23 protein-coding genes and 5 pseudogenes are annotated in these 26,111 nt (G+C 68.9%); 18 read left to right on the top strand and 10 right to left on the bottom strand.

All coding sequences use genetic code 11. From position 1 onward, the window contains the following. Positions 1 to 134 precede the first annotated feature (134 nt). From ACFYX0_RS39055 to ACFYX0_RS39040, 4 genes are all read left to right on the top strand, one after another. Complete coding sequence (locus ACFYX0_RS39055) at positions 135 to 440, top strand: plastocyanin/azurin family copper-binding protein (RefSeq protein WP_388978334.1); 306 nt, start codon at positions 135 to 137, stop codon at positions 438 to 440. Beyond that, positions 440 to 1,429, top strand: a complete 990-nt coding sequence (locus ACFYX0_RS39050) for a metallophosphoesterase family protein (protein ID WP_388978331.1) — start codon at positions 440 to 442, stop codon at positions 1,427 to 1,429. The genes ACFYX0_RS39055 and ACFYX0_RS39050 overlap by 1 nt, the downstream gene beginning before the upstream one ends. Beyond that, positions 1,426 to 1,881 carry a hypothetical protein gene (locus tag ACFYX0_RS39045; RefSeq protein WP_388978329.1) on the top strand — a complete coding sequence of 152 codons (456 nt, stop codon included), beginning with the start codon at positions 1,426 to 1,428 and terminating at the stop codon, positions 1,879 to 1,881. Before ACFYX0_RS39050 ends, ACFYX0_RS39045 begins: the two co-directional genes overlap by 4 nt. A gap of 65 nt (positions 1,882 to 1,946) precedes the next feature. Then, positions 1,947 to 2,219 (top strand): hypothetical protein, encoded by a 273-nt coding sequence (locus ACFYX0_RS39040; protein WP_388978327.1) that lies wholly within the window; start codon positions 1,947 to 1,949, stop codon positions 2,217 to 2,219. Between the two features lie 107 nt (positions 2,220 to 2,326). On the opposite strand, the gene ACFYX0_RS39035 is transcribed toward ACFYX0_RS39040, so the two are convergent. Further along, positions 2,327 to 2,905, bottom strand: coding sequence for a TetR/AcrR family transcriptional regulator (locus ACFYX0_RS39035; protein ID WP_388978325.1), 579 nt, complete (start codon positions 2,903 to 2,905; stop codon positions 2,327 to 2,329). Positions 2,906 to 2,980: 75 nt separating this feature from the next. Between ACFYX0_RS39035 and ACFYX0_RS39030 the strand changes: the two genes are divergently transcribed. Continuing rightward, positions 2,981 to 3,511 carry a GNAT family N-acetyltransferase gene (locus ACFYX0_RS39030; RefSeq protein ID WP_388978322.1) on the top strand — a complete coding sequence of 177 codons (531 nt, stop codon included), beginning with the start codon at positions 2,981 to 2,983 and terminating at the stop codon, positions 3,509 to 3,511. A gap of 90 nt (positions 3,512 to 3,601) precedes the next feature. Here ACFYX0_RS39030 and ACFYX0_RS39025 read toward each other — a convergent pair whose 3' ends face one another. Both ACFYX0_RS39025 and ACFYX0_RS39020 read right to left on the bottom strand, forming a co-directional pair. After that, positions 3,602 to 4,273, bottom strand: coding sequence for a hypothetical protein (locus ACFYX0_RS39025; RefSeq protein ID WP_388978319.1), 672 nt, complete (start codon positions 4,271 to 4,273; stop codon positions 3,602 to 3,604). 473 nt (positions 4,274 to 4,746) lie between these two features. Continuing rightward, a complete protein-coding gene (locus ACFYX0_RS39020) occupies positions 4,747 to 7,668 on the bottom strand; it encodes a BTAD domain-containing putative transcriptional regulator (RefSeq protein WP_388978316.1) in 2,922 nt (973 codons plus the stop codon). 418 nt (positions 7,669 to 8,086) lie between these two features. Between ACFYX0_RS39020 and ACFYX0_RS39015 the strand changes: the two genes are divergently transcribed. Together ACFYX0_RS39015 and ACFYX0_RS39010 are read left to right on the top strand one after the other, a co-directional pair. Further along, entirely contained in the window at positions 8,087 to 8,602 is a 516-nt protein-coding gene (locus ACFYX0_RS39015; RefSeq protein ID WP_388978313.1) for a hypothetical protein, read from the top strand. Between the two features lie 580 nt (positions 8,603 to 9,182). After that, positions 9,183 to 9,784, top strand: a pseudogene (locus tag ACFYX0_RS39010) (IS5 family transposase); the annotation flags it as partial. On the opposite strand, the pseudogene ACFYX0_RS39005 reads toward ACFYX0_RS39010, so the two are convergent. The 4 genes and pseudogenes from ACFYX0_RS39005 to ACFYX0_RS38990 form a co-directional block, all read right to left on the bottom strand. Continuing rightward, positions 9,779 to 10,215, bottom strand: a pseudogene (locus tag ACFYX0_RS39005) (transposase); the annotation flags it as partial. The pseudogenes ACFYX0_RS39010 and ACFYX0_RS39005 sit on opposite strands and share 6 nt — an antisense overlap. 77 nt (positions 10,216 to 10,292) lie before the next feature. Then, the gene (locus ACFYX0_RS39000) at positions 10,293 to 10,604 is read right to left on the bottom strand and encodes a hypothetical protein (RefSeq protein WP_388978310.1); all 312 of its coding nucleotides are present in this window, start codon (positions 10,602 to 10,604) and stop codon (positions 10,293 to 10,295) included. Positions 10,605 to 11,050: 446 nt separating this feature from the next. Next, positions 11,051 to 12,100, bottom strand: coding sequence for an SMP-30/gluconolactonase/LRE family protein (locus tag ACFYX0_RS38995; RefSeq protein WP_388978358.1), 1,050 nt, complete (start codon positions 12,098 to 12,100; stop codon positions 11,051 to 11,053). A 334-nt stretch (positions 12,101 to 12,434) separates the two neighbouring features. After that, a complete protein-coding gene (locus tag ACFYX0_RS38990; RefSeq protein WP_388978308.1) occupies positions 12,435 to 12,842 on the bottom strand; it encodes an AQJ64_40280 family protein in 408 nt (135 codons plus the stop codon). A gap of 472 nt (positions 12,843 to 13,314) precedes the next feature. On the opposite strand from ACFYX0_RS38990, the gene ACFYX0_RS38985 reads away from it, so the two are divergent. The 4 genes and pseudogenes from ACFYX0_RS38985 to ACFYX0_RS38970 all read left to right on the top strand — a co-directional run bounded on the left by ACFYX0_RS38985 (position 13,315) and on the right by ACFYX0_RS38970 (position 16,106). After that, positions 13,315 to 13,479 (top strand): hypothetical protein, encoded by a 165-nt coding sequence (locus tag ACFYX0_RS38985; protein WP_388978305.1) that lies wholly within the window; start codon positions 13,315 to 13,317, stop codon positions 13,477 to 13,479. Between the two features lie 77 nt (positions 13,480 to 13,556). Beyond that, positions 13,557 to 13,920 (top strand): annotated as a pseudogene (locus ACFYX0_RS38980) (DUF6192 family protein); the annotation flags it as partial. Between the two features lie 823 nt (positions 13,921 to 14,743). Further along, a complete protein-coding gene (locus ACFYX0_RS38975) occupies positions 14,744 to 15,325 on the top strand; it encodes a reverse transcriptase domain-containing protein (protein ID WP_388978303.1) in 582 nt (193 codons plus the stop codon). 142 nt (positions 15,326 to 15,467) lie between these two features. Further along, positions 15,468 to 16,106 carry a group II intron maturase-specific domain-containing protein gene (locus ACFYX0_RS38970; protein ID WP_388978355.1) on the top strand — a complete coding sequence of 213 codons (639 nt, stop codon included), beginning with the start codon at positions 15,468 to 15,470 and terminating at the stop codon, positions 16,104 to 16,106. A gap of 119 nt (positions 16,107 to 16,225) precedes the next feature. On the opposite strand, the gene ACFYX0_RS38965 is transcribed toward ACFYX0_RS38970, so the two are convergent. Continuing rightward, positions 16,226 to 17,038: a class I SAM-dependent methyltransferase gene (locus ACFYX0_RS38965; protein WP_388978352.1), complete on the bottom strand. Its 813-nt coding sequence runs from the start codon at positions 17,036 to 17,038 to the stop codon at positions 16,226 to 16,228. 57 nt (positions 17,039 to 17,095) lie between these two features. Here ACFYX0_RS38965 and ACFYX0_RS38960 point away from each other — a divergent pair, with 57 nt between their 5' ends. The 5 genes from ACFYX0_RS38960 to ACFYX0_RS38940 all read left to right on the top strand — a co-directional run bounded on the left by ACFYX0_RS38960 (position 17,096) and on the right by ACFYX0_RS38940 (position 24,835). Next, complete coding sequence (locus ACFYX0_RS38960) at positions 17,096 to 17,434, top strand: hypothetical protein (protein ID WP_388978300.1); 339 nt, start codon at positions 17,096 to 17,098, stop codon at positions 17,432 to 17,434. Between the two features lie 298 nt (positions 17,435 to 17,732). Continuing rightward, complete coding sequence (locus ACFYX0_RS38955; protein WP_388978297.1) at positions 17,733 to 18,203, top strand: DUF3592 domain-containing protein; 471 nt, start codon at positions 17,733 to 17,735, stop codon at positions 18,201 to 18,203. A 156-nt stretch (positions 18,204 to 18,359) separates the two neighbouring features. Then, positions 18,360 to 18,512, top strand: coding sequence for a hypothetical protein (locus tag ACFYX0_RS38950; RefSeq protein WP_388978295.1), 153 nt, complete (start codon positions 18,360 to 18,362; stop codon positions 18,510 to 18,512). A gap of 1,214 nt (positions 18,513 to 19,726) precedes the next feature. After that, positions 19,727 to 24,184 carry a polymorphic toxin-type HINT domain-containing protein gene (locus tag ACFYX0_RS38945; RefSeq protein WP_388978292.1) on the top strand — a complete coding sequence of 1,486 codons (4,458 nt, stop codon included), beginning with the start codon at positions 19,727 to 19,729 and terminating at the stop codon, positions 24,182 to 24,184. A 9-nt stretch (positions 24,185 to 24,193) separates the two neighbouring features. Then, a complete protein-coding gene (locus ACFYX0_RS38940; RefSeq protein ID WP_388978289.1) occupies positions 24,194 to 24,835 on the top strand; it encodes a hypothetical protein in 642 nt (213 codons plus the stop codon). A 97-nt stretch (positions 24,836 to 24,932) separates the two neighbouring features. Here ACFYX0_RS38940 and ACFYX0_RS38935 read toward each other — a convergent pair. Beyond that, positions 24,933 to 25,135: pseudogene (locus ACFYX0_RS38935) on the bottom strand (transposase family protein); the annotation flags it as partial. 74 nt (positions 25,136 to 25,209) lie between these two features. On the opposite strand from ACFYX0_RS38935, the gene ACFYX0_RS38930 reads away from it, so the two are divergent. Next, positions 25,210 to 25,623 carry an ATP-binding protein gene (locus ACFYX0_RS38930; RefSeq protein WP_388978349.1) on the top strand — a complete coding sequence of 138 codons (414 nt, stop codon included), beginning with the start codon at positions 25,210 to 25,212 and terminating at the stop codon, positions 25,621 to 25,623. Here ACFYX0_RS38930 and ACFYX0_RS38925 read toward each other — a convergent pair. Beyond that, positions 25,597 to 25,830: pseudogene (locus tag ACFYX0_RS38925) on the bottom strand (MFS transporter); the annotation flags it as partial. The gene ACFYX0_RS38930 and the pseudogene ACFYX0_RS38925 sit on opposite strands and share 27 nt — an antisense overlap. On the opposite strand from ACFYX0_RS38925, the gene ACFYX0_RS38920 reads away from it, so the two are divergent. Further along, positions 25,715 to 26,023 (top strand): hypothetical protein, encoded by a 309-nt coding sequence (locus ACFYX0_RS38920; protein ID WP_388978361.1) that lies wholly within the window; start codon positions 25,715 to 25,717, stop codon positions 26,021 to 26,023. The pseudogene ACFYX0_RS38925 and the gene ACFYX0_RS38920 sit on opposite strands and share 116 nt — an antisense overlap. Positions 26,024 to 26,111: the final 88 nt, after the last annotated feature.

The following is a 26,111-nucleotide window of genomic DNA, read 5'->3' as shown; positions in this document are numbered from 1 at the left end:
CGCCGCACTCCTCGTCCACCGGAGCCGGCACCATCACACCCGGGCCGGGTCAGCACCAGACGGCGGGAATGCCAGGTGTCACGGTGCCGGGGAACACAGCGGGCACCGCTCCCGGCGCCTCGCCGATGCCCAGCATGACCATGCCCATGAGCCCATCGAGCACGGGCGCGCCGGCCGCGCCGGTGAATGGCAGCGCTGTGGCGATCAAGAACTTCGCATTCTCCCCGACCACGCTGAAGGTCAAAGCGGGCACGACGGTGACCTGGACCAATCAGGACACCGACCCGCACACCGTCACCAGCACCGCATCGGGCGGCCCGTTGCATTCCGCCGCCCTGGCCACCCACGCCACCTACAGCTACACGTTCACCAAACCCGGCACCTATGCCTACCTCTGCACCATCCATCCGTTCATGACCGGCACCGTGGAGGTGACCTGATGACCGACTACCGCGACAATCACGACGGAGCACCGGCCGACGACGCCCGTCGGCCCCAAGGCGAACACGGCATGACTCGACGCCAACTCCTGCGGCACGCAGGGTGGTTCGGTGGCGCGGTAGTGCTGACCGTGGCCAGTGGGGAGGTGATCAGCCATATCGCCGACTCCCGGGCCGCCAACGCCGGGGCCGCCGCGGCGGGAACCGGCGCGCTGAGGTTCGTGCAGGTGTCCGACAGCCATATCGGGTTCCAGGGCCCGGCGAACACGGACGTGGCCGGCTCCTTCACCGAAGCGATCAACCAGGTCAACTCGCTCGGATTCAGGCCTGACTTCGTCATGCACAGCGGCGACCTGACCCACCTGTCCACGGCCGGGCAGTTCGACCAGGTCAAGCAGATGATGGCGGCAATGAAGACAGACCGCGTCTTCACCGTGCCGGGCGAGCACGACTCCATCGGCGATGCGGGCCGCGCCTACCGGCGGACCTTCGGCATGGGCACACTCGGCGAGGGCTGGTACAGCTTCGACGCCCACGGCGTGCACTTCATCGCCCTGGTCAACACTCTGAGCCTGGAGAAACTCGGCCACCTCGGCAACGACCAGATCGACTTCGTCCGCAAAGACGTCGCCGGACTGTCGTCGGACACCCCCATCGTGGTGTTCAGCCACATCCCGCTGTTCGCCATGTACCCGCGGTGGGGCTGGAGCACCGACGACGCCCTCAAGGTCATCGCCCTCCTACGCCGCTTTTCCTCCGTCACCTGTCTCAACGGGCACGTCCACCAACTGTTCACCAAGACAGACGGCAACATCACCTTCCACTCCGCCACCACCACCGCCTACCCACTGCCCAAACCGGGCCGTGCCCCCGCCCCCACCCCGCAGGTCGTCCCCGCCCGACAGCTCAAAGACGTACTCGGCATTCGCAGCGTCGGCTACCGCCAAGGCGACCGCGAACTGGCCATCAAGGATCAGAGGCTGGCATGAACACCCGAAGACTCCCCACCCTCGCCTTGCGGTGGGCGACTGCCGCAACCCTCGCCGCCGGCGGATACATCCACGCCCAGCTCTACGTCGACGAGTACCGCTTCATCCCCATCATCGGCCCCCTGTTCCTCCTCCAGGCCAGCGCCTCCTTCGCGCTCGCCACCCTGCTGCTGATGATGGGGACACCACCCCTGCTGTTCAGGGCCGCCGCGGCAGGCGTCGCGCTCGGGGCCCTGGGCGGCTTCACGGCCTCGCGCACCGTAGGCGTGTTCGGATTCACCGAGCGCGGTCTGCAGCCCGCACCACAGGCCGCCCTCAGCCTCGTCGCCGAAACCGGCACGCTACTGCTCCTCGCGACTTGGCAGATGATCGTGGCCAGACACCGCGCTGCCCGACCACCCGTCAGGCCGCCGATCTGGAACCGGGCCACCACCCGCACACCATCCGAATGAACCACCACGGCGAAGCCTGCCGTCTACGTCACCCGCCACTCTTCCCGGAACAAGAGGTATCCCCCATGTACCTGGAACCACGCCCAGGAATCGCCTGGCCGAGTCCGCACCTGCGCGAACTGAGGGACACCGTGCGCGCTCTGCTCGGCCTGGACGACGACACCGCCATCGTGATCCGCCAACTCGCCTGCGGCGAACTCGGCTACCCACCCCTGGAAACCGTCGTCGAGGTCCTGCCCATGGACGGCGGGATCCACCGCTGGACCCTCCGCCGCCCCGCCGACGAGATCACCGAGCATTGCCTCCGGGCCACCCTGCTTCATCGTTGGCCGATCTGACCGGAACCTGGACTGACCCGGCACCAGCGCATCATGCCTCTCATGCTGCGGTCGGCGATGTCGGCGTAGTGGATGGCCTGGTCCACACGGGCGGTGCGCCCCCCGATTCAGTACCGCAGCAGAGTGAGCTGGTGCAAGACGGCCTCGGTGAGCCGCTTCTCGTCGTCCGTGGCGAGGAGATCGAGCAGAGCGCCTCGCAGTACGGCCAGGGCCAAGGTGCGGCGGGCGGCACCATCCTCGCTGTCACGTTCGGACGGTGGCTGGCAGTCGGCCAGGACGCCGAGCCAGTCCTCCACCGTCGCACGGGCGAACCCGGCCCAGGCACCGTCGGGCTGGACGAGGGAGCGCGCGTACGCCTCGGCCCACAGCCGCAGCAGTGGCCGGTGCTCCTTCGCGGCGAGCCACGCCCAGACCCGTTCGACGGCCGGGACCAGCCCGGCGGGGCGTTCGGGCTGCCTGGCCCGGGCCAGGAGCGCCAGTTCGTCGTCGCGGGCACGCTCCAGCAGTGCCTGCAGCAGGCCGTCCTTGCTTCCGAAGAGGAAGAGCAGGACTCGCGGGCTGGAGCCGATGGCCTCGGCCAGCGGGCGCAGTGACAGGTCGGTCAGGCCGTGGGCGAGTGCGTACCGGTAGGCCGCCTCAAGCAGCTCGGTCTGCCGGGCGGAGGGGGTTGGCGATTCCTGGGGCACGCAGCTAGCCTAACGCAACTGAAACAACTGTTTCAGTGCGTGGGGAGAGCGATCACGAGCCAGGGAGAGCAGCTCATGTCGCAGCAAGATCAGAAACAAGTCGTCGTGCGTCGCGCGGACCGTCCCGGCGACCTGGGTTGGGTGGTGATGGCCCACGGCGAGGTCTACCACCAGCAGATGGGATGGGACACCGACTTCGAGGTCCTGGTCGCCAAGATCGTCGCCGGCTACGGCGCCAAGCATGACCCGGCCCGCGAGGCGGCCTGGGTCGCCGAGCTCGACGGTCGGCGTGTGGGCTGCATCTTTCTGGTTGCCGGCGACCAGCCGAAGGTGGCCAAGTTGCGAATCCTGCTCGTCACTCCGGAGGGCAGGGGCCTCCGTCTCGGGACGCGCCTGGTCGCGGACTGCCTGGCCTTCGCCCGTGAATCGGGCTACGAACAGGTGACGCTGTGGACCAACGACGTGCTGGTGGCGGCGCGCAAGATCTACCAGAGCTTCGGCTTCACCCTTGCCCACGAGGAACGCCACCATAGCTTCGGCCACGATCTCGTCGGCCAGAACTGGACCCTCGACCTGCACGCCGGCGCGATGGAAAGCGACAACTGACCGGCGTGACGAAGCGATGGCACCGCACAGACATGAAGTCCTCCGCAGCTGTGTTTGCGCTGCGGAGGACTTCGGCTCTCGCAGCCTGCCCTACTTGCGGGCTGCGGCCTCGTACCGGTCGACCTGGTCACGCAAAAGCTTGGTGGCCGTGTCGGCTCCCGCGTCCGCGAGGCCGCCGGTGCCGACGTTGATCAGGGTGGGCCCGTCGAGGGTGAACTGCTGAAGTACCGTGGCGCCGTCGCTGTCGATGCGTACACCCAGGGACCGGTCGCCAAGCTTGTCCACGCTCATCGGCGAGTACTTCAGTACCGACCCCTGGTAGGTCTCCTGGTGACAGGACTCGAGTGCCTTCTCCATCGCGGTGAAGGACTCGGTGGCATCGCTCGCACTCGCGTACTGCCGAATGCCCACCGACGCAACGGTGGCGGTCAGCCCTCCGCCCTTTTGGAAGGTGCGAGAGACCTGAACCTGCGCCTTGTGCGGCTGGCGGTAGTTGCAGAACGTCTTGTCGCCTGTACTGGAGCTGCCATCTGTTGACCAGCCGGCAGGCATCTGCGACAGCGACAGCAGAGCGGACGTGAGCTGCGCCTTTGTGAGGAGCACCGCCTGCGGAGTCGGAGAGGGGGATGCCGGGCTGGACGTGGCGGAGCTGTGCGACGCGGCAGGCTTTGCGGCCGTGGGCGTGGCGGTGTTGCCGCAGGCGGCGAGCGCCACGGACATGGCAGCCGCGCCAAGCGCGCCGAAGTATTTCCGCTGAAACACGGAGATCGTTCTCCTGAGAGGTGTGAAGAAACAGTGGAGAGCCCGGATGCTGTGTGAAGCTTATGTGCTCGTGAAAGCTGAACTACTTCGGGGTGGGCCCTGGCCGGCAGGGTGAACGGGCCTGGGCAAGATGCACACACTGCCGTGCCGGTTGCGGGGAGTAGCGGGCAGCGGGAGCGGAACAGACGAGCGAGCCTGTCCCACAAGCTCCGTCGCGCAACCACTGATCGGGCCGGTGCAGGCCGGAACCCGGGGCTGGCCCGAGCCGGAACTCCGCCCCTCCAGCCGTCGATCCGGGGCCAGTTCGGACCGGAACGGAGGGGCCACGTCAGAGCGTCAAAGCCACTGGTGTCGACGCCCTTGTCCGTCTCGGAGCCGTGGACGCGGGGGAAGCGCAGCATCTGGTCGGACCCGACGGGACCTTCGAAGCTCTCGGGCGGTGCACGCGAGACGGCACGGCGAATCCCGCCAAGTCACGGCGACGATGGTGGGGCTGCAGTCTTCGTCTGGTCTACGTCACCGATCGTCTGCCATAACCGCCGCGCCCGCCCGCGGTGCTGGCGCGCCAGATCGTGGACGCCGGCGGCGGCGTCCAGGTCGCCGATCAGTTGCCAGCACGCGGCCTCGTCCTGGCGGTCGCCGTGCCGGTGGAACAGGTCCGCCGCGCGTTCCAACGCCGGGCTCGCCCGGTCCCGGTCGTGCTGACCGGCATAGACGCGGCCGACTTCCAGCAGCGTGTACGCGGCGCACCGCTCGTCGGCCAGTTCCTCGAAGGTGGCCAACGCCTGCCGCAGGCAGCGCAGCGCCTCGTCCGGATCACCGCGCCGATCGTACAGCCGGCTGAACCGCCGCAGCACGACAGCCACCCGATGCCCGTCGTCGAGCGCCCTGGCCTGGCGCAAGGCCTCGCCGAACCAGGACTCCGCCTCGTCGAGCTCGCCCTGCATGAGCCGCATCACGGCCATCGAACAGGACAGCTGCGCTTCGAGGTGCCGGTCGCCCTCATCGACCGCGATGGCCAGCGCCCGCTCGACACGATCGGCGGACTCGGCGTAACGGCCCTGCACCCGGCTGACCGTGCCCAGCATCGCCACCGACAACGCCTCGCCGCGCTTGTCCCCGCCGTCCCGGCACAGCCCGACGGAGGACTCCAGGGCACGGGTCGCCCGGTCGAACTCGTCTCGGTAGATGTGTAGCTGGCCGAGTCCGCGCAGGAGCACCGATGCGCCGCGCACGTTGCCGGCGGCCTCGGCCGCGTCCAACGCGAGCCGATGCCCGTGTTCCCAGTCCTGATACAGGCACCGGTGGTCGTAGTAGGTCACCGTGCCGGCCGCCAGCTCCCAGGCCAACTCGTCCAGTCCCCAGTCCACGGCCAGTTTCACCGCGCCGAGCAGGGTGTCGCGTTCCACGTCGAACCAGCCGACCGGGTCGGCCATCAGCCGGTCCACGACCGCGTCGGGTAGCGACCGGCGCGGCGCCGATCCGGGCTCGCCGACCAGGAGTCCGGCGGGCAGCCGATCGGTGCCGCGCCCGGCCAGATCGAGCCAGGCGGACAGCACCCGGACGATCGCGTCCCTCTTGTCCGTCGCCGGCAGCTGGGCGGCGATCTCCACTGCACAGGTCCTGATCAGGTCGTGCAGCCGGTAGCGCGGCTGGCCGATGGCGTCGGTGGCGGTGAGCCGCACCAGACTGGCGTCGACGAGGGTGTCCAGCACCTCCTCGGCGTCCGAGCGGTCCAGTAGCGGGCCGAACACCCAGCCGGGCAGGGTGTAGGCGCCGAGCAGACCCAGCAGGCTCAGCGCGCGCACCGCGTCGGCCGGCAGCAGTCGTAAGCTCAGTTCGACGCTGGCTCGCACGCTGAGATCCCCGATCCTCAGCTCGGCCAGCCGCCGGGACTCGTCCTCGATCCGTTCCCGCAGCACCCGCAGCGACCAGGCCGGGCGGCCGGTGAGCTTGGCGCTGGCGATCCGGATCGCCAGCGGCAGGTTGCCGCAGCAGTCGAGGATCGCGTCGGCCTCCGCGGGTTCCCGCTCGACCCGCCGCCGCCCGACTATGCCGGTGAACAACTCCCGCGCCTCTTCCGGGCTCAGCACGTCCAGGTCGATGTGCCGGGCGCCGGAAAGTTGAGTCAGCAGAGTGCGGCTGGTGATCAACACGGCACAGCCGTCGGCCCCCGGTAGCAACGGCAGCACTTGATCGGCGTGACCGGCATCGTCCAGTACCACCAGCATTCGCCGGTCCGCCAGCAACGACCGGTAGAGCGCGGCCCGTTCGGACAGGCCGTTCGGGATCGCGCTGCCGGCGATCGAGAGTGCACGCAGCGCCTCGGCCAGCATCAGCGCCGGGTCCCGCGGCTCGTCCGAAGTCCCGGCGAGGTTGAGGTAGAGCTGACCGTCGGGGAAGGCGGCGCTCGCCAGCCGCGCGGCGTGCGTCACCAGACAGGACTTGCCGACACCGGGACCGCCCACGATGACGGCCACCGGGGCCCGGTTCGGCGCCGACGCGTCGAGTAATCGGGCGACCTCGGCCAGCGCGTCGGCTCGACCCACGAAGTCAGGCACGTCGAGCGGCAGTTGGCGCACCGGCATCGCCATGACCGGTTCGGTGGCCGTCGCGCCAGGACTTTCCGGTCGTGTGTCCGAGGGACCGCTCGCTGGGGCAGGGACCGCCAGGGCGGGATCGGCGACCAGGATGCGCCGATGCAGCGCCTGGATCTGCGGGGTGGGGTCGACGCCGAGTTCGCCTGCCAGTGTCTGGCGCAGCCGCTCGTACACCTGCAGTGCCTCGCCTTGTCGCTGGCACCGGTAGAGGGCGACCATCAAGTGTTCAGCGACGTGCTCGTCGTAGGGGTGCTCGCGGAGCAGGCCGGTCAGCTCCTCCATGACCTCACGATGGCGCCCCAGGTCGAGTTCGATGCTCAGACACAGTTTGTGCGTGGCAGCGCGCTTCTCGTTCAGCCGCGCCGCATCGAACTCCAGGACCCGGCTGGAGATGTCGACCAGGGCGTTACCGCGCCAGCAGGCCAGCGCGCGCCGCAGTGCGACAGCTGTCTCGAACGGGGCCTTGTGCCGTTCGGCGAGGTATCGCTCGTGGTCGAACTCCAGTAGGTCGAGCTGATCCGGGGCCAGGTGAATCTGGTAGCCGCCGCGCCGCGTGCTGATCAAGGAGCTGGGGGCTCCGCACGCGGCAAGGTTGCGGCGCAGCCCGGAGAGAGCGTCCTGGACCTGACGGACCGCGGTGGCGGGTGCTTTCGCGTCCCACATCACGGCGACGAGCCGGTCCATGGCGACGACGTTGTTGGCGTCGACCAGAAGCGCGGCCAGCATCTTGGCCTGCCGCTGTCCGTCTAATCGGACCTCGCGCCCGGTGATCCGGGCGTGTAACGGCCCCAGCACGCCAAATCTCATGTTCCCCCCGGCACTTCACGATCAGCGCCGATCTCCTGGCTGACCTGGCACTAGGACGAATCTAGGACGGCCGACGGATCCGTGTCCATAGCGTCACGGTGGGTCACTCAGCCATTCCCGCGCAACGAAGGGAACAGCAATGAAACGTTCGGTCAAGGCAGCAGTGGTGGCCGCGACGACGGCCGTCGCCACGGTCACCACTACCGGAGTGGCCCAGGCCCATGGCTGACCGATGGGTTGGTAGGACCGCAGCCTCTCACCGGCCAAGCGGCCACGCCCGCCCGAGCCGGCACGGCCGAACTGAGCCGAAGTTCGTCACCGGCGCAGGAACGCACCGGATGAGGAACGAGGCTCACGCTCATCGGTCTCGTGAACCACGCGAAAGCGTCGACACTGGAAGGTACTTATGAGTTTCAAGAAGGCACTCACCGTCTCGGCAGCCGTTGCGGCCTCCCTGGCCGGCAGCCTCCTCACGGCGTCCGGCGCCCATGCCGCCACCCCGTCGTCCAGCACCCACGCCGTCGCCCCGGCGTACAGCGCACACGCGTGCCGGTCATGGACCACGCACGACTACGCGTACGTCACCGGCAACGTCTGGATCGACTCCTGCTACTACGTCGAGAACAACGGCTACACGATCTCCGCCACGATCCCGTTCGAAAACTACTCCACCAGCACCGTCGAGTACTGCGCGCACGCGATCGACGTCAACACCGGCCGCTGGGCTCACGACTTCGGTTGCGACTACCCGACCAACGCCTCGTCCGGTACGGCCTACCCGGGAAGGTACGGTGGAGCGGCCGGGTACAGCCAGTACTGGAATGCGCCGGCGGGCACCTACGTGGTCTCGGCCGGTTTCTGGCTGAACGGCCACTACTACGGCGACGTACAGAGCCCGAGGACCACCATCGGAGCGCACTAGCCCCACCAGGGCCGAGCGGCCGCCGTTCCGGGGCACGGGGCTGGTGGCCGCCCGCCCGTTCAGCAAGGGGTCCTGGCCTGAAGACGCCGTCCTGGCGCCGCTGCCGAGGCGATCGGCGAGAACCTCCACAAGGGCCTGACTGATGGACGTCGTGCTCTTTTCACTGGGTTGGCGTCATCTGTTTTCAGGTTCTGGCTCAGGTGTTGTGGAGGGGCCACGCCGAGTGACGAATCGGCCCGCCGGGCGGCTTGGCAACTCGCCCAAGCGCTACGACGACCTCACCGTCCTGCGCGACGCCCTCGACCTGGCCGGCGAGTTTGCCAACCCGTACCCGGATTCGCGTCCGCGGCACGGTCCCCGCAGGCGGTGGCCCTGCCGACATGTGACCGGGCGCGGGCTGGAAGAGGCCGGCGCGCATGTGCTGCGTGAGGTTCCCAGGGATCTCGCGCAGCCACGGGCTGCGGACGGTCGACAGCCGGACCAGGGCGTGCTGGAACGCTCCCGGGTCGGCCCGGAACAGGTGACTGGGGCGCAGCGCGGGCGCGTCGTCGCGGAGGACGCCGTCGGGCTTGGCGCCCGACGCGGAGTGCTGTCGGGCATCCTGTTCGTGCTGTACACGGGCATTCCGTGGGAGTTCCTGCCGCAGGAGCTGGGCTTCGGTTCCGGCATGACCTGCCGGCGACGCCTGCGCGACTGGAACGACGCGGGAGTCTGGCAGCGTCTGCACGAATCGCTCCTTGCTGAACTGAACGCCGCCGGCGCACTGGACTGGTCGAGGGCGGTGATCGACGGCTCCCACGTCCGGGCCATGAAAGGCGGCCCAAAACAGGACCGAGCCCGGTCGACCGTGCCCGAACAGGCTCCAAGCACCATGTGATCACCGAAGGGCACGGCATCCCGCTGGCGGTATCGCTGACCGGCGGAAACCGCAACGACGTCACCCAGCTCATCCCCCTGATCCAGGCCGTCCCGCCCGTACGCGGCCGGCGAGGGCGGCCCCGACAGCGACCCGTCTCGCTCTACGCCGACCGCGGCTACGACCACGACAAGTACCGCAAGCAGGTCCAGGCCCTGGGCATCACCCCCGTCATCGCCCGCCGCGGCACCGACTACGGCTCAGGCCTGGGCGTCCACCGGTGGGTGGTCGAACAGAGCTTCGCGCTGCCGCACTGGTTCCGTCGTCGCTGACGCGCCGGCCTCGGAGCCGAGGACCTGCTCCAGGGCGGGCACGAAGTCCCCCGAGGACAGCCCGTGCAGGTAGAGCAGCGGCAGCACTTCGCTGACCTTGGGCGACTTGCGGCACCACGGCGGCAGGATCTTCGAGGAGAACCGCATCCGCTCGCCGGTGGCGTCGTCCACTCGGCGGTCGTTCACACGCGGGGCCGTGACCTCGACGGGACCTGCGGCCGTGGTCACGGTGCGAGGCCGGTGGTGCCGTTGCGGACCACCAGGCGGCGCCCGGCCGCGTCTGTCTCGGCAGCCAACTCGGCTATGTACTGGTTGACTTCGGCTTCCAGGGCGGCGGCAAGCATCCGGCGCGCGCCCTCGCGGACAATCTCGTCGATCAGGGAGCCGGACTCGGTCGACCCATCGGTGTTCACTACGCTGAGCACGGGCATGCCTTCCCGACCCGCGCTGCGAACGCGGGCCTACTCGGTGACCATCACAGGATCATTCGGGAAGGTACGCCCTACGCGTCCCTCCCGGGGCTGATCCACAAGTCCTGAGCATTGCTCGCTGCCAACCGGACGTGGCGGCGAGGGTTGAGCACCTGCGTCAGGTAGCCGAGCAGATCGGGTCCGTATCCGTACCCCTGCTCCACGCTCACCGCATAGTCGTCGATCTGCTCAGGAGTTGGCGTCCATGTATCTGGATCGAAGCCGAGCGTGACCTCCCCACCCGGTTTCAGTGCGAAGTCCTGCCCTTCGCGTTCGATGCGTACGCGGTACAGGCGCGCACCGAGATGTTCACCGTTCTCGACAGAGACAAGGCGTCCGCCCACCTGGGCAGCGGCTTCCTCGCCGATGTGACGAGCGGACGGGAGGTCGATGGACCGTCACCGGGCAAGAGTGAGATCGGCGAGAGACATGGCGGCAATGTCGCACCCAGGTACGACACTGCCCACGATCACCCTGACTGTCCGGTCCAGGGACGGCGCTCTCATCACGTCAGCAGGAAACATCATGGTCAAAGGAGTGAGCCTCCTGTGCTGCCAGGTCGGGCGCTCGCGGTGCCAACTGAACTGCTCAAGCGCCAACCGAAGCGCTCGGTCACACCTGAGGGTGACTGAGCAATCGAGTTGGCACCGTTCGCCCACTCGAGTGCTCAGCCCAACTACGGCGGATACGGCGGCGACGCGCGCCTACGAGCGCCCCACCTGGCCGGCGGGCCGGGAGGCCTCGTGGTGGACGACCACCCCCTTCGCGCTCGTGGGCAACGCCGCCCGAGTCACCTGCCATTCACGCCATTGGTCGCCCCGGGTGTCGGGCCTGCGAGACTCGCTGACTGGGTGAGCACGACGATGTCGTCCTCGTGGAGGCTGCCGGCAACCACCGTTCCGCGCTGCTCGGCGACGCCGGTGACAAAGCCATAGTTGACTTCATCCGTGCGTAGGTCGTGGACGAGGCGGCCGGAGAGGTCGAAGGCCATGACCCAGGCGACGGGGGTGGGCTTGGGGCGTACGGCCTCGGGCAGGTTCCACAGCAGGACCCGCAGGAATCCCGGCAGGGGAAGCAGCTTGTCGAGAAGTGCGTTGCGGGGCGCGGCGATCGCCACCCACACTAGCCCGTCGCTGCCGAGACTCATGTTGTCCGGCAGGCCTGCGAGGTTCTCGGCGAACGGCTCGAACGTGCCGACTCTCGGGCCGCTCAGCCAGTAGCGGCTCACCCGGTACCCGGCGCTCTCGGCCACGAGCAGGTGCGAGGCGTCCGGGGCGAGCACGAGGCCGTTGGCGAACTTGAGACTGTCATGCAGTACGGTCACGGTGCCGTCGGGGTCTCGTCGGACGAGCATTCCGGTGCAGGTGTGCTCGACGATGTCGCCGAGATGGTGTTCAAGATCCCAGCGGCGGGTGGACACGGTGAACCAGATGGTTCCGTCTTGGCTCTCCACCACGTTGCTGGCGAAGGTGAGCCGACGGCCCGCTACGGTGTCGACGAGCACCTCGACCGATCCGTCGGCGGACATGCGTAGCAGCCCGCGGTCGTGGTCGCAGACCAGGACGCTGCCGTCGTCGGACAGTTCGAGTCCCAGTGGCCGGCCGCCGGTGTTGCCCAGCACGGTGCGGGCGCCGGTGGTGAGGTCGAGGCGAATGACGTTGCCGTCGCCGAGACCGGCGAGTACACCGCCCTGCCGGTCGAAGATCACGTCTTCGGGACCGTGACCGCCGCTCGCGAACCGGCGGGCGATGGCGAAGCGGCCCGTGGCAGGGCTGCGTCCTGCGTTGTCAGGGGCCGGGGGCGGGGTCCAGCGGCGGGGTGAGATGAGGCGGCGGGTCATAGTCACGGCACCAGTGTGGGCCAGCGTTCAAGCCGTGCGCCACGGACTGGGAGTGGCGAGACCGTGGCCTAGACCAGGCCTGCGTGCCCTGCGTCCTGTTCGTACACGGCGGGCCTGTCCAGTCGTACGCTCTCTGAGCTGCTGCTGCCCTGCGTTGACGCGCTCAGCAAGGGCAATTCCGATGCCGCTCTCGATCGGATGGCGCTGGAGCGCAGCCAGCCCTCCGAGTACATTGACGAACTCGTGCGGACCCGGGACGCATTGGACCGGGTCATGGCCAGGGCGCGGGTGCATCGGGAGAGCGTGGCACGCGCGTAGCAGTGTCCGCTGCGGTTCAGGTGGCGGGGTGAGGGTCCCACGCGTTCTGGAGGGCTGACTGCACGTCTTCCCCAAGGACGAGGTGCGTCGTCCTGCCCGGGAGGGTGGGCAGCTGGGCCCAGTGAGTCACGCTTTCGGCACTGGTGCGGCCGTAGGGCAGGCGGACTACCCCGTCGGAATCGACGAAGCAGTCCCTGCGCTGCGCCCCGTCCTCACTCCAGTGCAGAGTCATGAAGACCATCGGCCTCACCAGCCAGAACTCCTCACCCGACGCCGTATCGGCCGTATCGGCCGTATCGGCCGCGGACTGGGTGGCGCTGTCGGCTGGATACCGGCCCATGATCGCCGCTGCCACCGGTGTACCGCTCCGAGGCAGCCTTTCGCGTGCGTCGACCCACGTCACCGCGGTGTTCGGATTCGTCATTTCCACCCTCACTCGGACACTCGGGCCCACTCGCCACATCGTCTTCTGCCCCTCTACCGACGGCCGGCAAGGGCACTGCCCCGACCCCGTCACCAGGGAAGACCGATCGACGCTCGTGAGGGTTGATTTCCCGCCGACGGGGTCATCCGGTGGTGCAACCGGTCCTCGGGGGTGCTGCGTCTCCCCGACCGCGAGGGCTCGGCGTGCCGGACGGATCGGGAAGAGCGGTCGATGTCGAACGGAATTGCGAGCCCGGTGCTGTGTGCTGCGGCCGTGCTGCTTTTCGTCGTCGCGTGGCGGAAGGGGGCCGTGGTGCGGCGGCTGCGGCGGGACGGCGTTCACACGCGAGGTGTCGTGGTCGACAACACGCAGGTCGCTGATGACGACGGGCACATCTGGGTGCTGGTCGTAGCCTTCTGCGACCAGCAGGGACACCGCGTGGAGTTATCGCCTCGGATGCGGGGGGACCGGGATGGGCCTGGCGACCGGGCGCGAGGTTCCGGTGGTGTATCAGAGCCGGCATCCCCAGACGGCACGGGTGCGCATGTGGCGGCACATGGCGGGGCCGGTGGTGTTCCTGCTGTCCGGCGCGGTGGTCTTCCTGGGCGTCGGCGTACTCATCGTCCTGACGAAGTGACCGCTTCAGCCAGGCAGCGTCCCGTCGTGGTGCTGCGAGGGGCCCGGCCTCTTCAGGGCTTCCTGAGTGACGACGGGCTACTGCGGCGCCCGGACGTCGCGTTCAAGGCGATGGGTGACGACACAGTCCGCCACCAGGTCAACCGCGCCCAGCAGGCCCGCGAGGACTTCGAGCGCAACAGCCCCGTCGCCCCGGCGGATCCGAGTGGTCGACGGCTCCGTGGAGTTCCTCGGCCTGGTCACCGCCTGCCACGCGTTCGTCGCCGCGTCCGGTCGGGTCGTCCCGGGCCTGCGCGACCGCCAGCTCGGCGACGACGAACGCGTCGTCATCGACGAGAACGTCGCCCGCGTCCGCGCGGCCCTCGACCGGATCGAGACGGCAGTGGACACAGGGAAGGTCGACGTCGACGGCGAACTGGCCCGCCTCCTGCAAAGCGAGTAGACGGGTGCCACGCGCCTCCGAGCGCAGACCGGCAGCGTCCCAGAGGCATGCCGACACCCTCCGGTTCGTGCTCTTCGAAGCCGGCCGGGCTGGATTCGTCCAGCTCATCCGCTCCTCCGAGCTGGCACCCAGCCAGGCCCGCGCGGGCCTGGCCTGCCTGCGCGACATCAGCGCATGACCGGCTGGCCGCGCATGAACCTGGCTCCACTCATCAGGCCGGCCCCCTTGGAACCGATCATCGTATGTCCAGCAGTCCGGGCATCATCGCAGCTCAGAAGGGATGTGAACAGACGTAACCGGTCGTCAAGCTCAGGATAGCCAGCCGGTGCAAGTCCGGTCCGGGGAGACGCCGGGGTCCCCGGTAGCTGACTCCCGGCGTCGTTTGAGAAGGCGGCGTCGAAGAAGGAGTGACAAGCGCCCCGAGGGGGCGTGCAACCGGCCAGTCCGCAACATGAAGTGAAGCCTGCAGCGTCGTCAATTCCACCCCGCCGTGGGCGGGTCAGGGAGGAGCCGAGCCCGTGGTGATTGGGCGAAGGCCATGGAAGGCGATCTTGGACCTGGAGCGGTCGCCGAGGAACCTCCCGGCGTAAGGGGCGAGGAATGGCCGGAGGGTTGTCCTGGGAACTGGAGAGGTCCTCCTCGGCCCCGGGTGTGCGGCTCGGGAAGCGTGGCTCGCCTATAACCGGCGGAACCGGGAAGTGGCGGGTTGCCGAGAGGAAGTCGGAGGGGGCGGTAGTAGTGGTGATCGGCGGGACAACACAACCCGCTGGGAGCGAAGGGCCCCTGCTTCATCGATGCGTGCGTGTGCAGGGAGGGGACTCGGGTGAGTGCCGGATCGGCTAGTTCCACCCGCCGGAAGGAAGGCGTCGCACGACCGGACGGCCGTCCTTTGGACAAGGTCCGTGCCTTGCAGTGGACGCTTTACCGCTATGCCAAGCAAGAACCCGAACGCCGGTTCCATGCCCTGTATGGTCACGTCCACCGCATGGACGTCTTGTGGCGGGCCTGGTCCGGCGTGTGCACGAACCGGGGCGCCCCAGGCGTCGATGGGGTGACCATCGATGTGGTGGCGGCGGCCGGGGTGGAGGAGTTCCTTCAGGACCTGGCGGAGCGGCTGCGGACCGGGATCTACCGGCCGGCGCCCTTGCGCCGGGTGAAGATCCCCAAGCCGGGGCGGCCGGGGGAGTCTCGGCCGCTTTCGATTCCCACCGTGGCGGATCGAGTGGTGATGACGGCCGCGAAGCTGGTGATCGAGCCGGTTTTCGAAGCCGACTTCCTACCGGTCAGCTACGGTTTCCGGCCCAAGCGGTCCGCAATCGATGCGTGCGAGAAGGTACGCACCGAGGCGAACCGGGGCCGGGAGTGGTTATTGAGGCCGACATCCGAGACTGTTCGGGACGATTGATCATGAAGCACTCATGAACCAGATCGCCCGGCGGGTCTCGGACCGGAAGATGCTCAAGCTGATCCGGGGCTGGCTGCGGGTCGGGGTACTGGAGGGCGGGGTCAATGCCCCAACGGGCGCAGGAACCCCATAGGGCTCACCGATTTCGCCCCTTTTGGCGAACTTCGCGTTGTACGTCCTCGACGGGGCGTGGCAGTGCGAGGGCAGTCGGTTAGGGACGTTGATCAGGTACGCCGACGATTACGTTGTCTTGTGTCCGAGCAAGGAACGTGCCGAGCAGGCGCGGGATCTGTCGCGCAGGGTGCTGGCCGGGGTCGGGTTGCAGCTGCACCCGGACAAGACCGGCATCGTCCACCTCGCCCGAGGCGGACAAGGCTTCGATCTTCTCGGCTTCCACCACTGCAAGGTGGAATCGTGGCGGCGGCGGGGCAGGTTCTACCTGCAACGTTGGCCCCCGGCGCGAGCGATGCGGGTACTGCGGGACAAGATCCGCGCAGCGACCGTCTCCTCGAAGACCGAACGGCCGGTGTCCGCCGTGGTCGCCGATCTCAACCCGGTCCTGCGGGGCTGGGCCGCGTACTTCCGCAACGGGAACTCTGGGCGGAAGTTCAATGTGGTCAACGGCTACGTTCACGAACGGCTGGCGATCTTCGCCAGCCGGAAACACGGCCTACGGGGCCGGAACTGGACCACCCGCTACAACTCCGGGTGGCTCAGTCGGCTCCGGGTCTACCACCTGACAGGGAGCGTGCACGGGGCGACGGCGCATGCCAGCCGGTGAACGATGTCGGAAAGCCGTGTGCGGGCCCAACGCATGCACGGTTTGAAGCGGCGGGGACTGGAAACGGAGCAGCAGCCACCGCGCCAGTCCCCGACCCTACTGGGGAACCGGGAGGCGCACTACCGGCGGACTGCCGAGATCAGTCCGCCGGGCCGCTCCTCGCGCTGCGGCGGGGCGCTGATCGGGCGGCCGTAGGCGGCAGCGCGGTCGCGCAGGGTGTGGCTGTCGGCCGCCCAGCCGTGCCCGGCCAGCCAGCCGACCGGGTCGTCGGGCATCTCCGAGACCCACATGGACGCCGCCGATCCCGGCACGGCGTCCGCGCCGAAGCGCTCGATCACGCCGCGCGAGCCCAGTGTCAACCCCATCCGACTGCCTGCCGCCGACTGCGCGCTGATCCGGGCCAGCAGCAGCTCCACCGCGTCCTCGGGCAGATAGATCAGCAGTCCTTCGGCGATCCACACGGTCGGCACCGCCGGGTCGTGCCCTGCGGCGGCCAGCGCGCCTGGCCAGTCCTCACGCAGATCCACCGGGACGGTGATCCGCTCGCAGCGTGCGACGGCCCGCTCCTGGCGCAGCACCGAAGCCTTGAAGTCCAGTGGCGCGGCGGTGTCGACCTCGAACAGCCGGGTGCCCCCGGGCCAGTCCATCCGGAAGGCCCGGCTGTCCATGCCGGCGCCGAGGAGCACGACCTGCCTAACCCCGGACGCGGAGGCCTGCTGCAACAGGTCGTCGAGGAACTTCGTCCTGATGACGATGGAGAACGCCACGGCTAGCCGGCGGCGTCGCGCGGCCTCGTCACCGGGCGGCGGCGAGGAGGGCCACAGGCCGCCGGCAGCGGCGAAGGCCTGTGCCAATGGGTCGCGGAACAGCGCGTTCTCCCGCTCGGTCTCCAGCGCTCGCACTCTGGCCACCCCCACCGCCGTGGCCCACACTCCCGACGGCTGCACCCGCTCCTGCTCATCAGTCACCGCGCCATCCTAGGTGATCGATTGCTCTCGCTCTCCGCCTGTGGGGGCGGCAACGATAGCGACGGCGACGCCGGCGATGGCGAAGAAGTCCTCTGCCTTGCGCTCGTAGCACGATGCGGTTGCGATCTCCTGAAGGAGTTGCAGCATGCGACGCACGGCGGGGTGCTTGCTGGCGTGAGGGCGGTGGACAGTGTCACGGCCTTCCGCGCTGTAGCCGGGACAGTCCGCTTCGTCGGCGTGCTGCCGAGCTTCTTCTTCAAGACGGCCCAGTGCTCGGCAGCCTCCAGGGCCCGCTTCTTCTCGTCCTCGGCGGCCGGCAACCGTTCAGCTTCTGCGTCCGGAGCGATCCGCTTCGGCTAGTAGTGCTCGGTCTCGAAGAAGAAGTCCTGGCCATGCAGCTTGTACTGCTCTGCTGCCGCAGCGTTCGAGGGCCTCGCGATGCTTCCTCTCGAGGTGCTGGACCATTTCGATGCAGAGGGCGCCGACTCTCGCCGATCCAGTCGCTGCCGGACATCGTGTTATCGCTGGCGCCCATGGTGTCCCCCTTGCGGCTCCGTTTCACGGATAGTGGGCCTCTAATGCCAGCAGCCTAGGAGACCGCGCCACCTGACTTGATCCCTCCTGCCGAAACCGTTGCAACAAGGACGATTTGACCTCCATGCTGCTCTCAAGCCGAGTTGCCGCAGTGCAGAAGGCGCGGGGGATCAACATGACTGACACAACGGGGGCGATCATCGGCACGCTCGTGGCCGCAGCCCCATTCATCCTCGTGAGTCGGCAAGTGCGCTGGTGGCACCGCAGATGGACTGTTCTGCGCAATGGAGAACGCGTAATTGGCCGCTGCGTGCGTGGCTACAGATACGAGGACAGTTCGCATATGAAGTTCGATGTGGAGTACGCGGTGCCCGGGGGCGCCACCCACCAAATCTATGTCTCGGGCTTGCCGTCTACCACCCGTGAAGGCGACCTGCTCACCGTGGCCTACGACCCCCGACGGCCCGCTGACGGCTTTGTCGTTCCGCCCCGCATCCAGCCAGTGGACGGGGTCACGGTCGCTTTGGCGATCTTCATCCTGTTCGCACTCATTTTCTCCGCTGGCGCGCTGGCCATCGCCATCAGCGCCATGTGAGGCGACGACGCAACGACCCGTGCAGCCGGCAAACGCGCACCGCCACTCTCGCCGCAGCCCCATCGGCCACTTCACAGCACTCCCGCCGCGAGAGCCATCCGGCTGATCACGCGGTGCGCGGTCGTCTTGGCTGACCCGATCTCGTACAGGTTCCACGTGTGGTTCACGACCGTAGCCAGCCACAAGAAAGACCCGGTCGAGACGAAACTGCACACCGCGGTCTGCTCCGGCAAGGTTGCTCTCACGGATGTCCAGCAGGCTATCGTCATCGACTGGACCACCGCGTTCAGTCGGCTCGGTCTCAACTGACACAGGCGTCGTGTCTGCTCGATCGGGCTGCCGGTACCGCCCGGGCTCGCCGCCGCCCCTGGTCGGGTGGGCAGCAAGGTGTGATCACGACAGTTGATTCGGCGATGCAGCCAGCGACGCGCCAGAACCGGCGCGATGAACGAGACCCGTGTCGCGGTACCCGCGGGCCTTGCGTCACGTTGCGCCGGGGGTGGCCGGAGTCAGGGGCTTGGGGCTGGATGCGCCACCAGCCATTCTTGAAGTTCGCGGTGGCGGAACTGATAAGCGGAGCCGGAGTACCTCATGAGCCCGGCGGTGCGCGGCCAGTCGAAGAAGCATGCGAGCCGGAATGGCAGCCGCCGTCGTGAGACGAGGAGGAATGCCAAGTAGCGGCGGGACGCCCGGCATCCGGTAACCAGGCCGAGCGCAATGCCAGCGCCGACGCCGTACACGAGCCCACTGCCTGGCAGCAGACGCGGTCCTACCGCGTCGCCGCCTCGCCCTGAAAACGATCTTGAGGATGAGCGGCTGAGCCAAGAAAGCCGCCGTCAACTGGCCAGTGGCAATCCCCGCGGACTTGCCGTGCCCATAGGCGTCAGCAGCACCGGCACCTGTGCCGATGACCGAAGCGTTGATCAACGCTAACGTCATCCTGAAGCCGAGGTTGGAGTGCCGTCCGAGTCTGAGTCGGTGCAGGGGGGTGTCGCCTTGGCGTGATACCCGGTAGGCAAACCACAAGGGCAGCCGACAACGCCATGGCCGCAGTGGCACCGGTTATGGACCCCGAGGAAAGCAAGGCGACGGGCAGCACGAGACAAACCGCGGCCGCTGTCAGGAGAGCGTCCATGGCGAGGACGGTTCGCCTCTCCGCCGTGTGCCACAAACGGTGCAGGGCCAGTTCACCGCCAGTGGATGCGTGGGGAGTTGCAGTCATTCCGGCCACGGACGGTCGCGAGACGTGATGCAGCCGGCGGTGGACCTGATCCGCGCGGGGTCGGCGATGATGTCGTCGGCGGTGCGCACCATTTCACGAACTGACGCCAACGGCGCGCCCACCCGGGATGAGGACGGCCCCTGCGCGCATGGGGGCCGTCGCGCGTGTACCCGATCGAAAATGGGCCGGGCTCCGGCTGTGATTCCACTGTGTGATCTGCATCACGAGGGAATGACGACCCGTCACACATACATCTACATTACCCACACATAACTCAAGACTCACAGGGGGAAAGGTCGAATTGACCGTATACGCACCTGTCGGCGTCCTGACCAGACGCCGACTGCGCTGGCATGCGCTCGCCGCGGCGACCGTGGTTGGAGCCCTGCTCGCCACCGCCGTACCGACGTTCGCGGCAACGCCCAAGGATACCGGCGGGGCCGACACGGACACCTACGTCTACCCGGGCCGGCTGAAGGACACGGCAGCCCCCATCCGTACGGATGTATGTCGGCTCGGATTCATCCTGCACGCCGGCGGCCCGGCCCTCAAGGCGGTCGCCAAGTCCGGGCTGACGAGCACCGATCCCGCTGAACTGCACCGGCTGGCGAATCCGGAGTACTGGAACACCACACCGCTGTCCACCGCGTACGCCAAGGACCAGGCCGACTATGAGAAGACCTGGAGCACCCTGGGCGACCGGCACCACACGTGGGACAAGTCGATCCCGGGGGCCTTCGATCTGCCCGGCATGACCAACACCGCGTTCCACTGGTCGCCGGACTACTACGGCACGCTCGGCGTCACGGAGTTCTACGTCAACCAGTACTTCAAGGGCGAGGATTCGCTCTACGGGGACTTGGCGCCGATCGCTCAGCCGGCCTCGATGAGCGCCGCCACCGCGCTGGCCAAGAGCCTGCACCTGTATTCCGGCAAGGACGGGACCTCAGACAACCTCGCCGAGGCCCAGGCGTGGCAGGCGCTGGGCTCCTACGAGCCGTTCGACGACGGCAAGGTGTTCACCGGGAACAAGCACGCCGACGACGTACGGATCTTCCTGCAGGACGGCGGGTTCCCGAAGAACGCGCCGGATGCGGGGTCGGTCGAGTACCGCATGGAGGTCGAGGCGCTCAAGCTGCGCTTCGCCTCCTGCGACAGCGACAACCCGCTGGACCCGAACCATGTGCTGGGGTCGGTGGTGAAAACCGCCGGCGCCGAGTGGCAGTCGGAACTGGACGCGCAGGCCGCACAGCGCGCTGACATCGTCGCGGCGGAGATCCAGGCCAACAGCGATCTGCAGACGGCCTCGCAGGCGATGGTCGAGTCGGTGGGCCAGTCCTGGATCGCCGGGCAGTTGGCGAAGTGGCAGTCGTACTGGACCAAACACCCCAAGGACAGCTCCAATGAGCTGTCCTATCCCAAGCCCGCCGACTTCACGTACGCCACCAAGGAGATCGGCAACGCGCGCACTCGGGCAGCCGCCCAGCTGACGATCGCGAACAAGGCCGCCGCCGACGCGAAGGCCCAGGCCGACAAGGTGACCGCCGCCGAGACAGCGGCCGGGAAGATCGCCGCCGCGAACAACACGCCCTACGGACGGGGTCTGGCTTACGCGCAGCAGTCGGCGCAGGTCACCAAGGCGTCCTCCGCCGCGACCGCCGCAGCTGCCAAGGCCACCCAGACCGCGGTGAACGCCGCGAAGGCTTCGGTCGACGACAGCGCGGCGCTGATGTCGCTGGCGAAGACCCAGGCCGAGGCGCTCAAGGCGGAGTTCCGCAAGGCCGCCGCTCAGGAGGCTGCCGCCCAGGCGCACGCCGCAGCAGTGGCCGCGGCGGCCCAGGCCACCACGGCGGCCAACGCCGCGGCGACGGCGAAGGCGGACCGGGCCACCGCCGAGAAAGCCCAGTCCACCGCCCAGACGGCGGCCGCCGACGCGGCGGCCCAGCGCGGCATCGCCCAGCAGCAGGCGGCCAATGCCGCCGCCGACCGGGCGCTCGCCGAGAGCAAGCGGCAGATCGCCGCCGACGACGAAGCTGACGCCCGCAGCCGGCAAGCCAGGGCCGAGAGCAAGCGGGCCGAAGCGGAACAGGCCGAGGCCACCGCGGCGCAGAGGAAGACCGACGCCCAGACCGCCGAGGCCCAGGCCGCCGACGCCCGCGGCCGGGCCTCCGACGCCGCCAACCGCCGCGACGCCCTGAACAGCCGGGCGGACGCTGCAGAGGCAGCGGCCGCTGCCGCCGATGGCACGTCCGCCGCCGACGGGGCAAAGGCCGCCGCCACCAAGGCGCGACACGCCGCCGACGACGCGTCCACCGCCGCTGACAAAGCCGAAGCCGACGCCGACGACGCCTCCAACGCCGCGATCGCGGCCCGGGCTGCCGCTACGAACGCCGACGCGGCCGCGAAGACGGCCCGGGCGGCCGCCAACCGGGCGCAGTCCGACGCGGACACCACCCGTGCCGCGGCCGCGACCGCCCACTCGGCCGCCGCCGACGCGATCAGCGCCGCCCACCAGTCCGCCCAGGCGGCCGACGCGGCGACCGCACTGGCCGCCTCGGCGCAGGCGGACGCGCACAAGGCCGCCAACGACGCGGTGGCCGCCCGGGCAGCGGCCGACCAGGCCCGCAAGGACAGCGCCACCACAGCCGGACAGGCCTACGCGGCGGCTCTTTCGGCCGCCGCTGCCCGCGACTCGGCGGCCGCCGTGACCGCGCCCGCCAATGACGCGATCGCGCTCGGCACCCCGTTCCGGGAGAACGACTCATCCGCCGCACTGGCGGTCCTGGTCGGACAGGGCGCCAAGACGGTCGCCCAGCAGCAGCAGGCGGCCGCCGAGGCGCGCGCCAAGGACGCCGCCGACGCCGCCAAGCTGGCCCAGGCCGCAGCCGCCAAGGCCAGCGCCGACGCCAAGGCCGCGGCCCAGGCCGCAGCCGACGCGGCGACGGACGCGGCAGCCGCCGCCAAGTCCGCAGCGGCGGCCCGCACCTCGGCCGCCGCGGCAGCGGAGGACGCCGCGGCGGCCGCCATAGCCGACGCGGCGACCGCGAGGCTCAACGCCCAGGCACAGGCCGACGCCGCCGCCGCGAACAACTCCGCGAACAGCGCCGAGAGCGACGCGGCGGCCGCCGACAGCGCCGCCACCGAAGCCGAACGCGACGCCGCCGCCGCGCGCAGCGCCGCAGCACAGGCCAGGGACGCGGCAACCGCCGCCCAGAAGGCAGCCGACCAGGCGGCCAAGGACGCCGCCGACGCCCAGGAAGCCGCCAAGCACGCCCAGGCCGACTCCGAAGCCGCCGAGAAGTCGGCGGAGACGGCCGAGGCGCAGGCCCAGACGGCGGCCCGGCAGTCCCGGGTCATCGACAAGTGGGACGGCGGTTACGCGATCCTGGAGACCGCCGACGACCTCACCATCACCACCGACCCCGGCGGCTGCACCACCGGCAGCGACGGCACATGCGACATCGACGTACCGATGCACATCAGCGGCACTGTCTACTCCGATGTGCTCATCTGCTACGTGACCAGCCCTACGAGCGTCGACTGCCTGCGCCAGTCGCTGGCGACGCGGCCGGTGAGTTTCACCGAGCACCGCACCCTGCACATCGTCGCCAAGGACATGATCCAGGCCTCGCTGAACAACCTGGTGCACATCGTCGCCGGTGACTTCATCGACTGCGCCAACGGCAAGGCCAGTGGCTGCGCCTGGGCCGCCGCCAACTTCATCCCGTACGGCAAGATCAGTGAGATGATCAAGTCCGTGGTCGGCCTCCGCAGGGCCATGGAGGCCGGCAAGGGCATCGAGGAAGCCTGGGTCGGGGTCAAGGCCGCCGGACTGGACGCCGACGCACTCGCCGGCCTCGAAGAAGAGGTCCAGGTCGCCGAGGACGCCTTCGCGAACTGCTCGCTGAACAGCTTCCCGGCCGACACACGGGTCCTGCTGGCGAACGGCTCCTACAAGGCCATTGGCGACATCCACGTCGGCGACCGACTGCTGGCCACCGACCCTAACACCCGCACCTCGCGGGTGGAGCCGGTGACGGCGTCCTTCGCGCACAGCACCGACCACCTGGTCGACATCGCCCTCTCCGGCGCGGGCCGGCTGACCACCACGGCCGGTCACCGGGTGTACGTGGTCGACGCAGGCTGGACCTTCGCCTCCGATCTGCGCAAGGGTGACCTGCTGCGGGCGGCGGACGGCAGCACGCGAGCCGTCACCGGCCTCCGCGACCGCGAAGGCATCTCGCCGCAGTCGGTCTACGACCTGACCGTCGACGGCCTGCACACCTTCTACGTGCGCACCGCCGGCGCCAGGGCGCAGGACGTGCTCGTCCACAACTGCAACGACCTCGTGAAGGACGCGGCGGAGTACCCCGACCAGGCCCACGTGCTCGACGAACACGTGAACCCGACCCCTGAGCGACTGGCCGAACTGGTCGAGGAGAAGGGAGTCAACAGCGTCTTCATCGATGAGCAGACCGCCCAGCAAGTGGTCGACTACGCCATCGCTGACGACATCGCCAAGAAGGCGAAGAACCCCAAGTCCCTGACGATCGCCAAGTGGCTGGCGAGCGACAGCACCGAGCCGTACACCATCAAGGGCACGTTCGGTGCGAAGAACTCACTCGGCAAGGTCTACCGGGCGAACGCTCCGGTGACCGACGCGGGCAACGGGTACGTCGTCCTTCTCAAGAAGGCGCCGAGGACAGCCAGTGGGAAACACCCCCTTGGGTACTTCGTCTTCACCGCCTACCCCGTGTAAGGAGGGGCAATGACCGATTGGCGCTCCGCTCCCGACTTCGGGCTGACCCAGCTGACGCGGCGGTTCCACCAGGACTGGTCGCGGGAGGGGACGGCACTCGAGATCGTCGCGAACTCGGCCGACAGCTTCGGCGGCAAGGCCGCGCCGGCGCTGCTGGAGGATTCGTTGCGGCTGCTCGAGTCGCCGCTTCCCACCTGGGCGGTCACATCGCTGTGGCTGGCGGCGACCTGCCGGGGGTACGACATCGACCGGCTGGGCATCGACGGCCGGGAGTGGCTGCGCCAGATCACCGACGTGTGCCTGCGGCGGCTGCGCAAGGACGATCCGGTCTACCAGCCCCAGGCGCCCGAGCCGGCGTTCGAGGCGCTGACCGGCGAGGTTCTCGACGAGATCCTGCTGGCCGGCCCGCAGCTGTCGGTCGCGGTGACCGAGCACGCCTGGGCACACGTCGGCGGGGTCGTGCCCGCGCTGAACCTGGCCGCCACCCAGGTCAGTCCGGACCTCGCGTTCCGGCTGCTGCTGCGCTGTCTGTCCGAGTACTGGGTACCGCTGACGCAGACCCAGTACGACCGGTTCGTCGCTCTGGGCGAGCGGTTCGGCTACGGGGAGCCGGTGGTCATGGCGGTGGACCATCTGATCGACCTGCAGTAGCCAGAGGTGGCCGGATCCGCCGCCGGGCGGATCCGGCACCCTACGACCTGGGGAGCAGTCCGACCAAGGTCACGTGATCCTTGCCTCTTCCCGCCGGGGCGATGGTGTGGACCAGGGTTCCGTCCACGATCAGCACGGCGTCCTTGCGGAACCGCTTGCGTTGCTGGAGCGCGAGCGAGGGCCCGAGGGGTCGTTGATGCGGTCGGCAGCCGACTTGGACCCCCCGAACAGCGGGGCCAGTTGGCGCAGGGTCAGGTTCGTCCGCCAGTACGCGGCGGCCAGGAGCACGCGGTCCTCCAAACCGGCAGCGACGCCGCCACCCGACGTCTGCGACGCCACTCGGCGAACTTCCCCACGGGCAACATCCTGGCCTCCTGGCGGGCCGAGTACTCCACCATCCCGAACCCACCCGGAACTGCCTGGCCACCCTGGAATGGATCAGCCGCGCCGAGAACGTCGTCGTCGCCGGCCCCTCGGGCACCGGCAGGAGCCACTTCACCGAAGGGGTCGCCCAGGCCGCGGTCGAGAAGGACCTGCGGGTGGCCTGGTTCACCCTGGAGACGCTGAGCGCCGCCATCGGCAAGTCGAAGGTCGACGGCTCCACCGCCCGCACCGTGGCCCGGATCTGCCGCGCCGAGTCCCAGAGCGCCGACGGACGCCGCCGACCAGCCGGCCGGGCGCGCCTGAGGCATGGGCGACGTCTGGAGAAGCGGTGGGAGGGAGGAGGCAACCAGATACTTCCCCTCTGTCTCCCGTATTCGTCATGTCGCGAGATTCGCACTGACTGACTGAACGGCTTCCTCGGGTTGCCGATCCTGGGCGTCTCGCCCACCCGCGCGGTCCATCTCGCGCTATTCCGGTCGCAGCCCAGTCAGGTTCGTGGTGAGGAAGTACGCCGCCCCGCCAGCGAGCAGCACCGGCGCAGGTCCGACGGAGGCCACCGCCGCCCCAGCGATCAGTCCACCGAGAGGGATACCGGCCCAGGCCAATGAGTCGAGGCACGGCACCTGCCGCCGTCTCACCGACCCCGACGCCCGCGCCACCGCCTGGTCCGCCTACACCGCCTGCTTTACCCTCCTCGCCGACGACCCGGCCCTCACCACCGCCCTCGCCCGCACCGACCTCTGGGAGGTCACCCCCACCGACCTCCGACTGATCGACAACTCCCGCGGCTTCGGCCACCACTAGGGCGTGTATCGAATGTGCTGGTCACAGCCACTCGTTGATGGCTGCGACGAGGACGGTCGCCTCGTAGCGGACCGCGAGCTTGTCGTAG

The organism is Streptomyces sp. NPDC002573 (assembly GCF_042889625.1).
Classification (GTDB): domain Bacteria; phylum Actinomycetota; class Actinomycetes; order Streptomycetales; family Streptomycetaceae; genus Streptomyces; species Streptomyces gibsoniae.
The sequence above is the reverse complement of the archived record's forward strand: the minus strand, read 5'-3'. Positions and strand labels throughout refer to the sequence as shown.

What these genes read in the sequence shown, in the direction of transcription:
- ACFYX0_RS39045 (WP_388978329.1), top strand. Translation starts at nt 1,426, where the DNA reads ATGAACACCCGAAGACTCCCCACCCTCGCCTTGCGGTGGGCGACTGCC.
- ACFYX0_RS39040 (WP_388978327.1), top strand. Translation starts at nt 1,947, where the DNA reads ATGTACCTGGAACCACGCCCAGGAATCGCCTGGCCGAGTCCGCACCTG.
- ACFYX0_RS38995 (WP_388978358.1), bottom strand. Translation starts at nt 12,100, where the DNA reads ATGACCCGCCGCCTCATCTCACCCCGCCGCTGGACCCCGCCCCCGGCC.
- ACFYX0_RS38985 (WP_388978305.1), top strand. Translation starts at nt 13,315, where the DNA reads ATGGGCCTGGCGACCGGGCGCGAGGTTCCGGTGGTGTATCAGAGCCGG.
- ACFYX0_RS39015 (WP_388978313.1), top strand. Translation starts at nt 8,087, where the DNA reads ATGAGTTTCAAGAAGGCACTCACCGTCTCGGCAGCCGTTGCGGCCTCC.
- ACFYX0_RS38940 (WP_388978289.1), top strand. Translation starts at nt 24,194, where the DNA reads ATGACCGATTGGCGCTCCGCTCCCGACTTCGGGCTGACCCAGCTGACG.
- ACFYX0_RS38955 (WP_388978297.1), top strand. Translation starts at nt 17,733, where the DNA reads ATGCTGCTCTCAAGCCGAGTTGCCGCAGTGCAGAAGGCGCGGGGGATC.
- ACFYX0_RS39030 (WP_388978322.1), top strand. Translation starts at nt 2,981, where the DNA reads ATGTCGCAGCAAGATCAGAAACAAGTCGTCGTGCGTCGCGCGGACCGT.
- ACFYX0_RS39055 (WP_388978334.1), top strand. Translation starts at nt 135, where the DNA reads ATGACCATGCCCATGAGCCCATCGAGCACGGGCGCGCCGGCCGCGCCG.
- ACFYX0_RS38990 (WP_388978308.1), bottom strand. Translation starts at nt 12,842, where the DNA reads ATGACGAATCCGAACACCGCGGTGACGTGGGTCGACGCACGCGAAAGG.
- ACFYX0_RS39050 (WP_388978331.1), top strand. Translation starts at nt 440, where the DNA reads ATGACCGACTACCGCGACAATCACGACGGAGCACCGGCCGACGACGCC.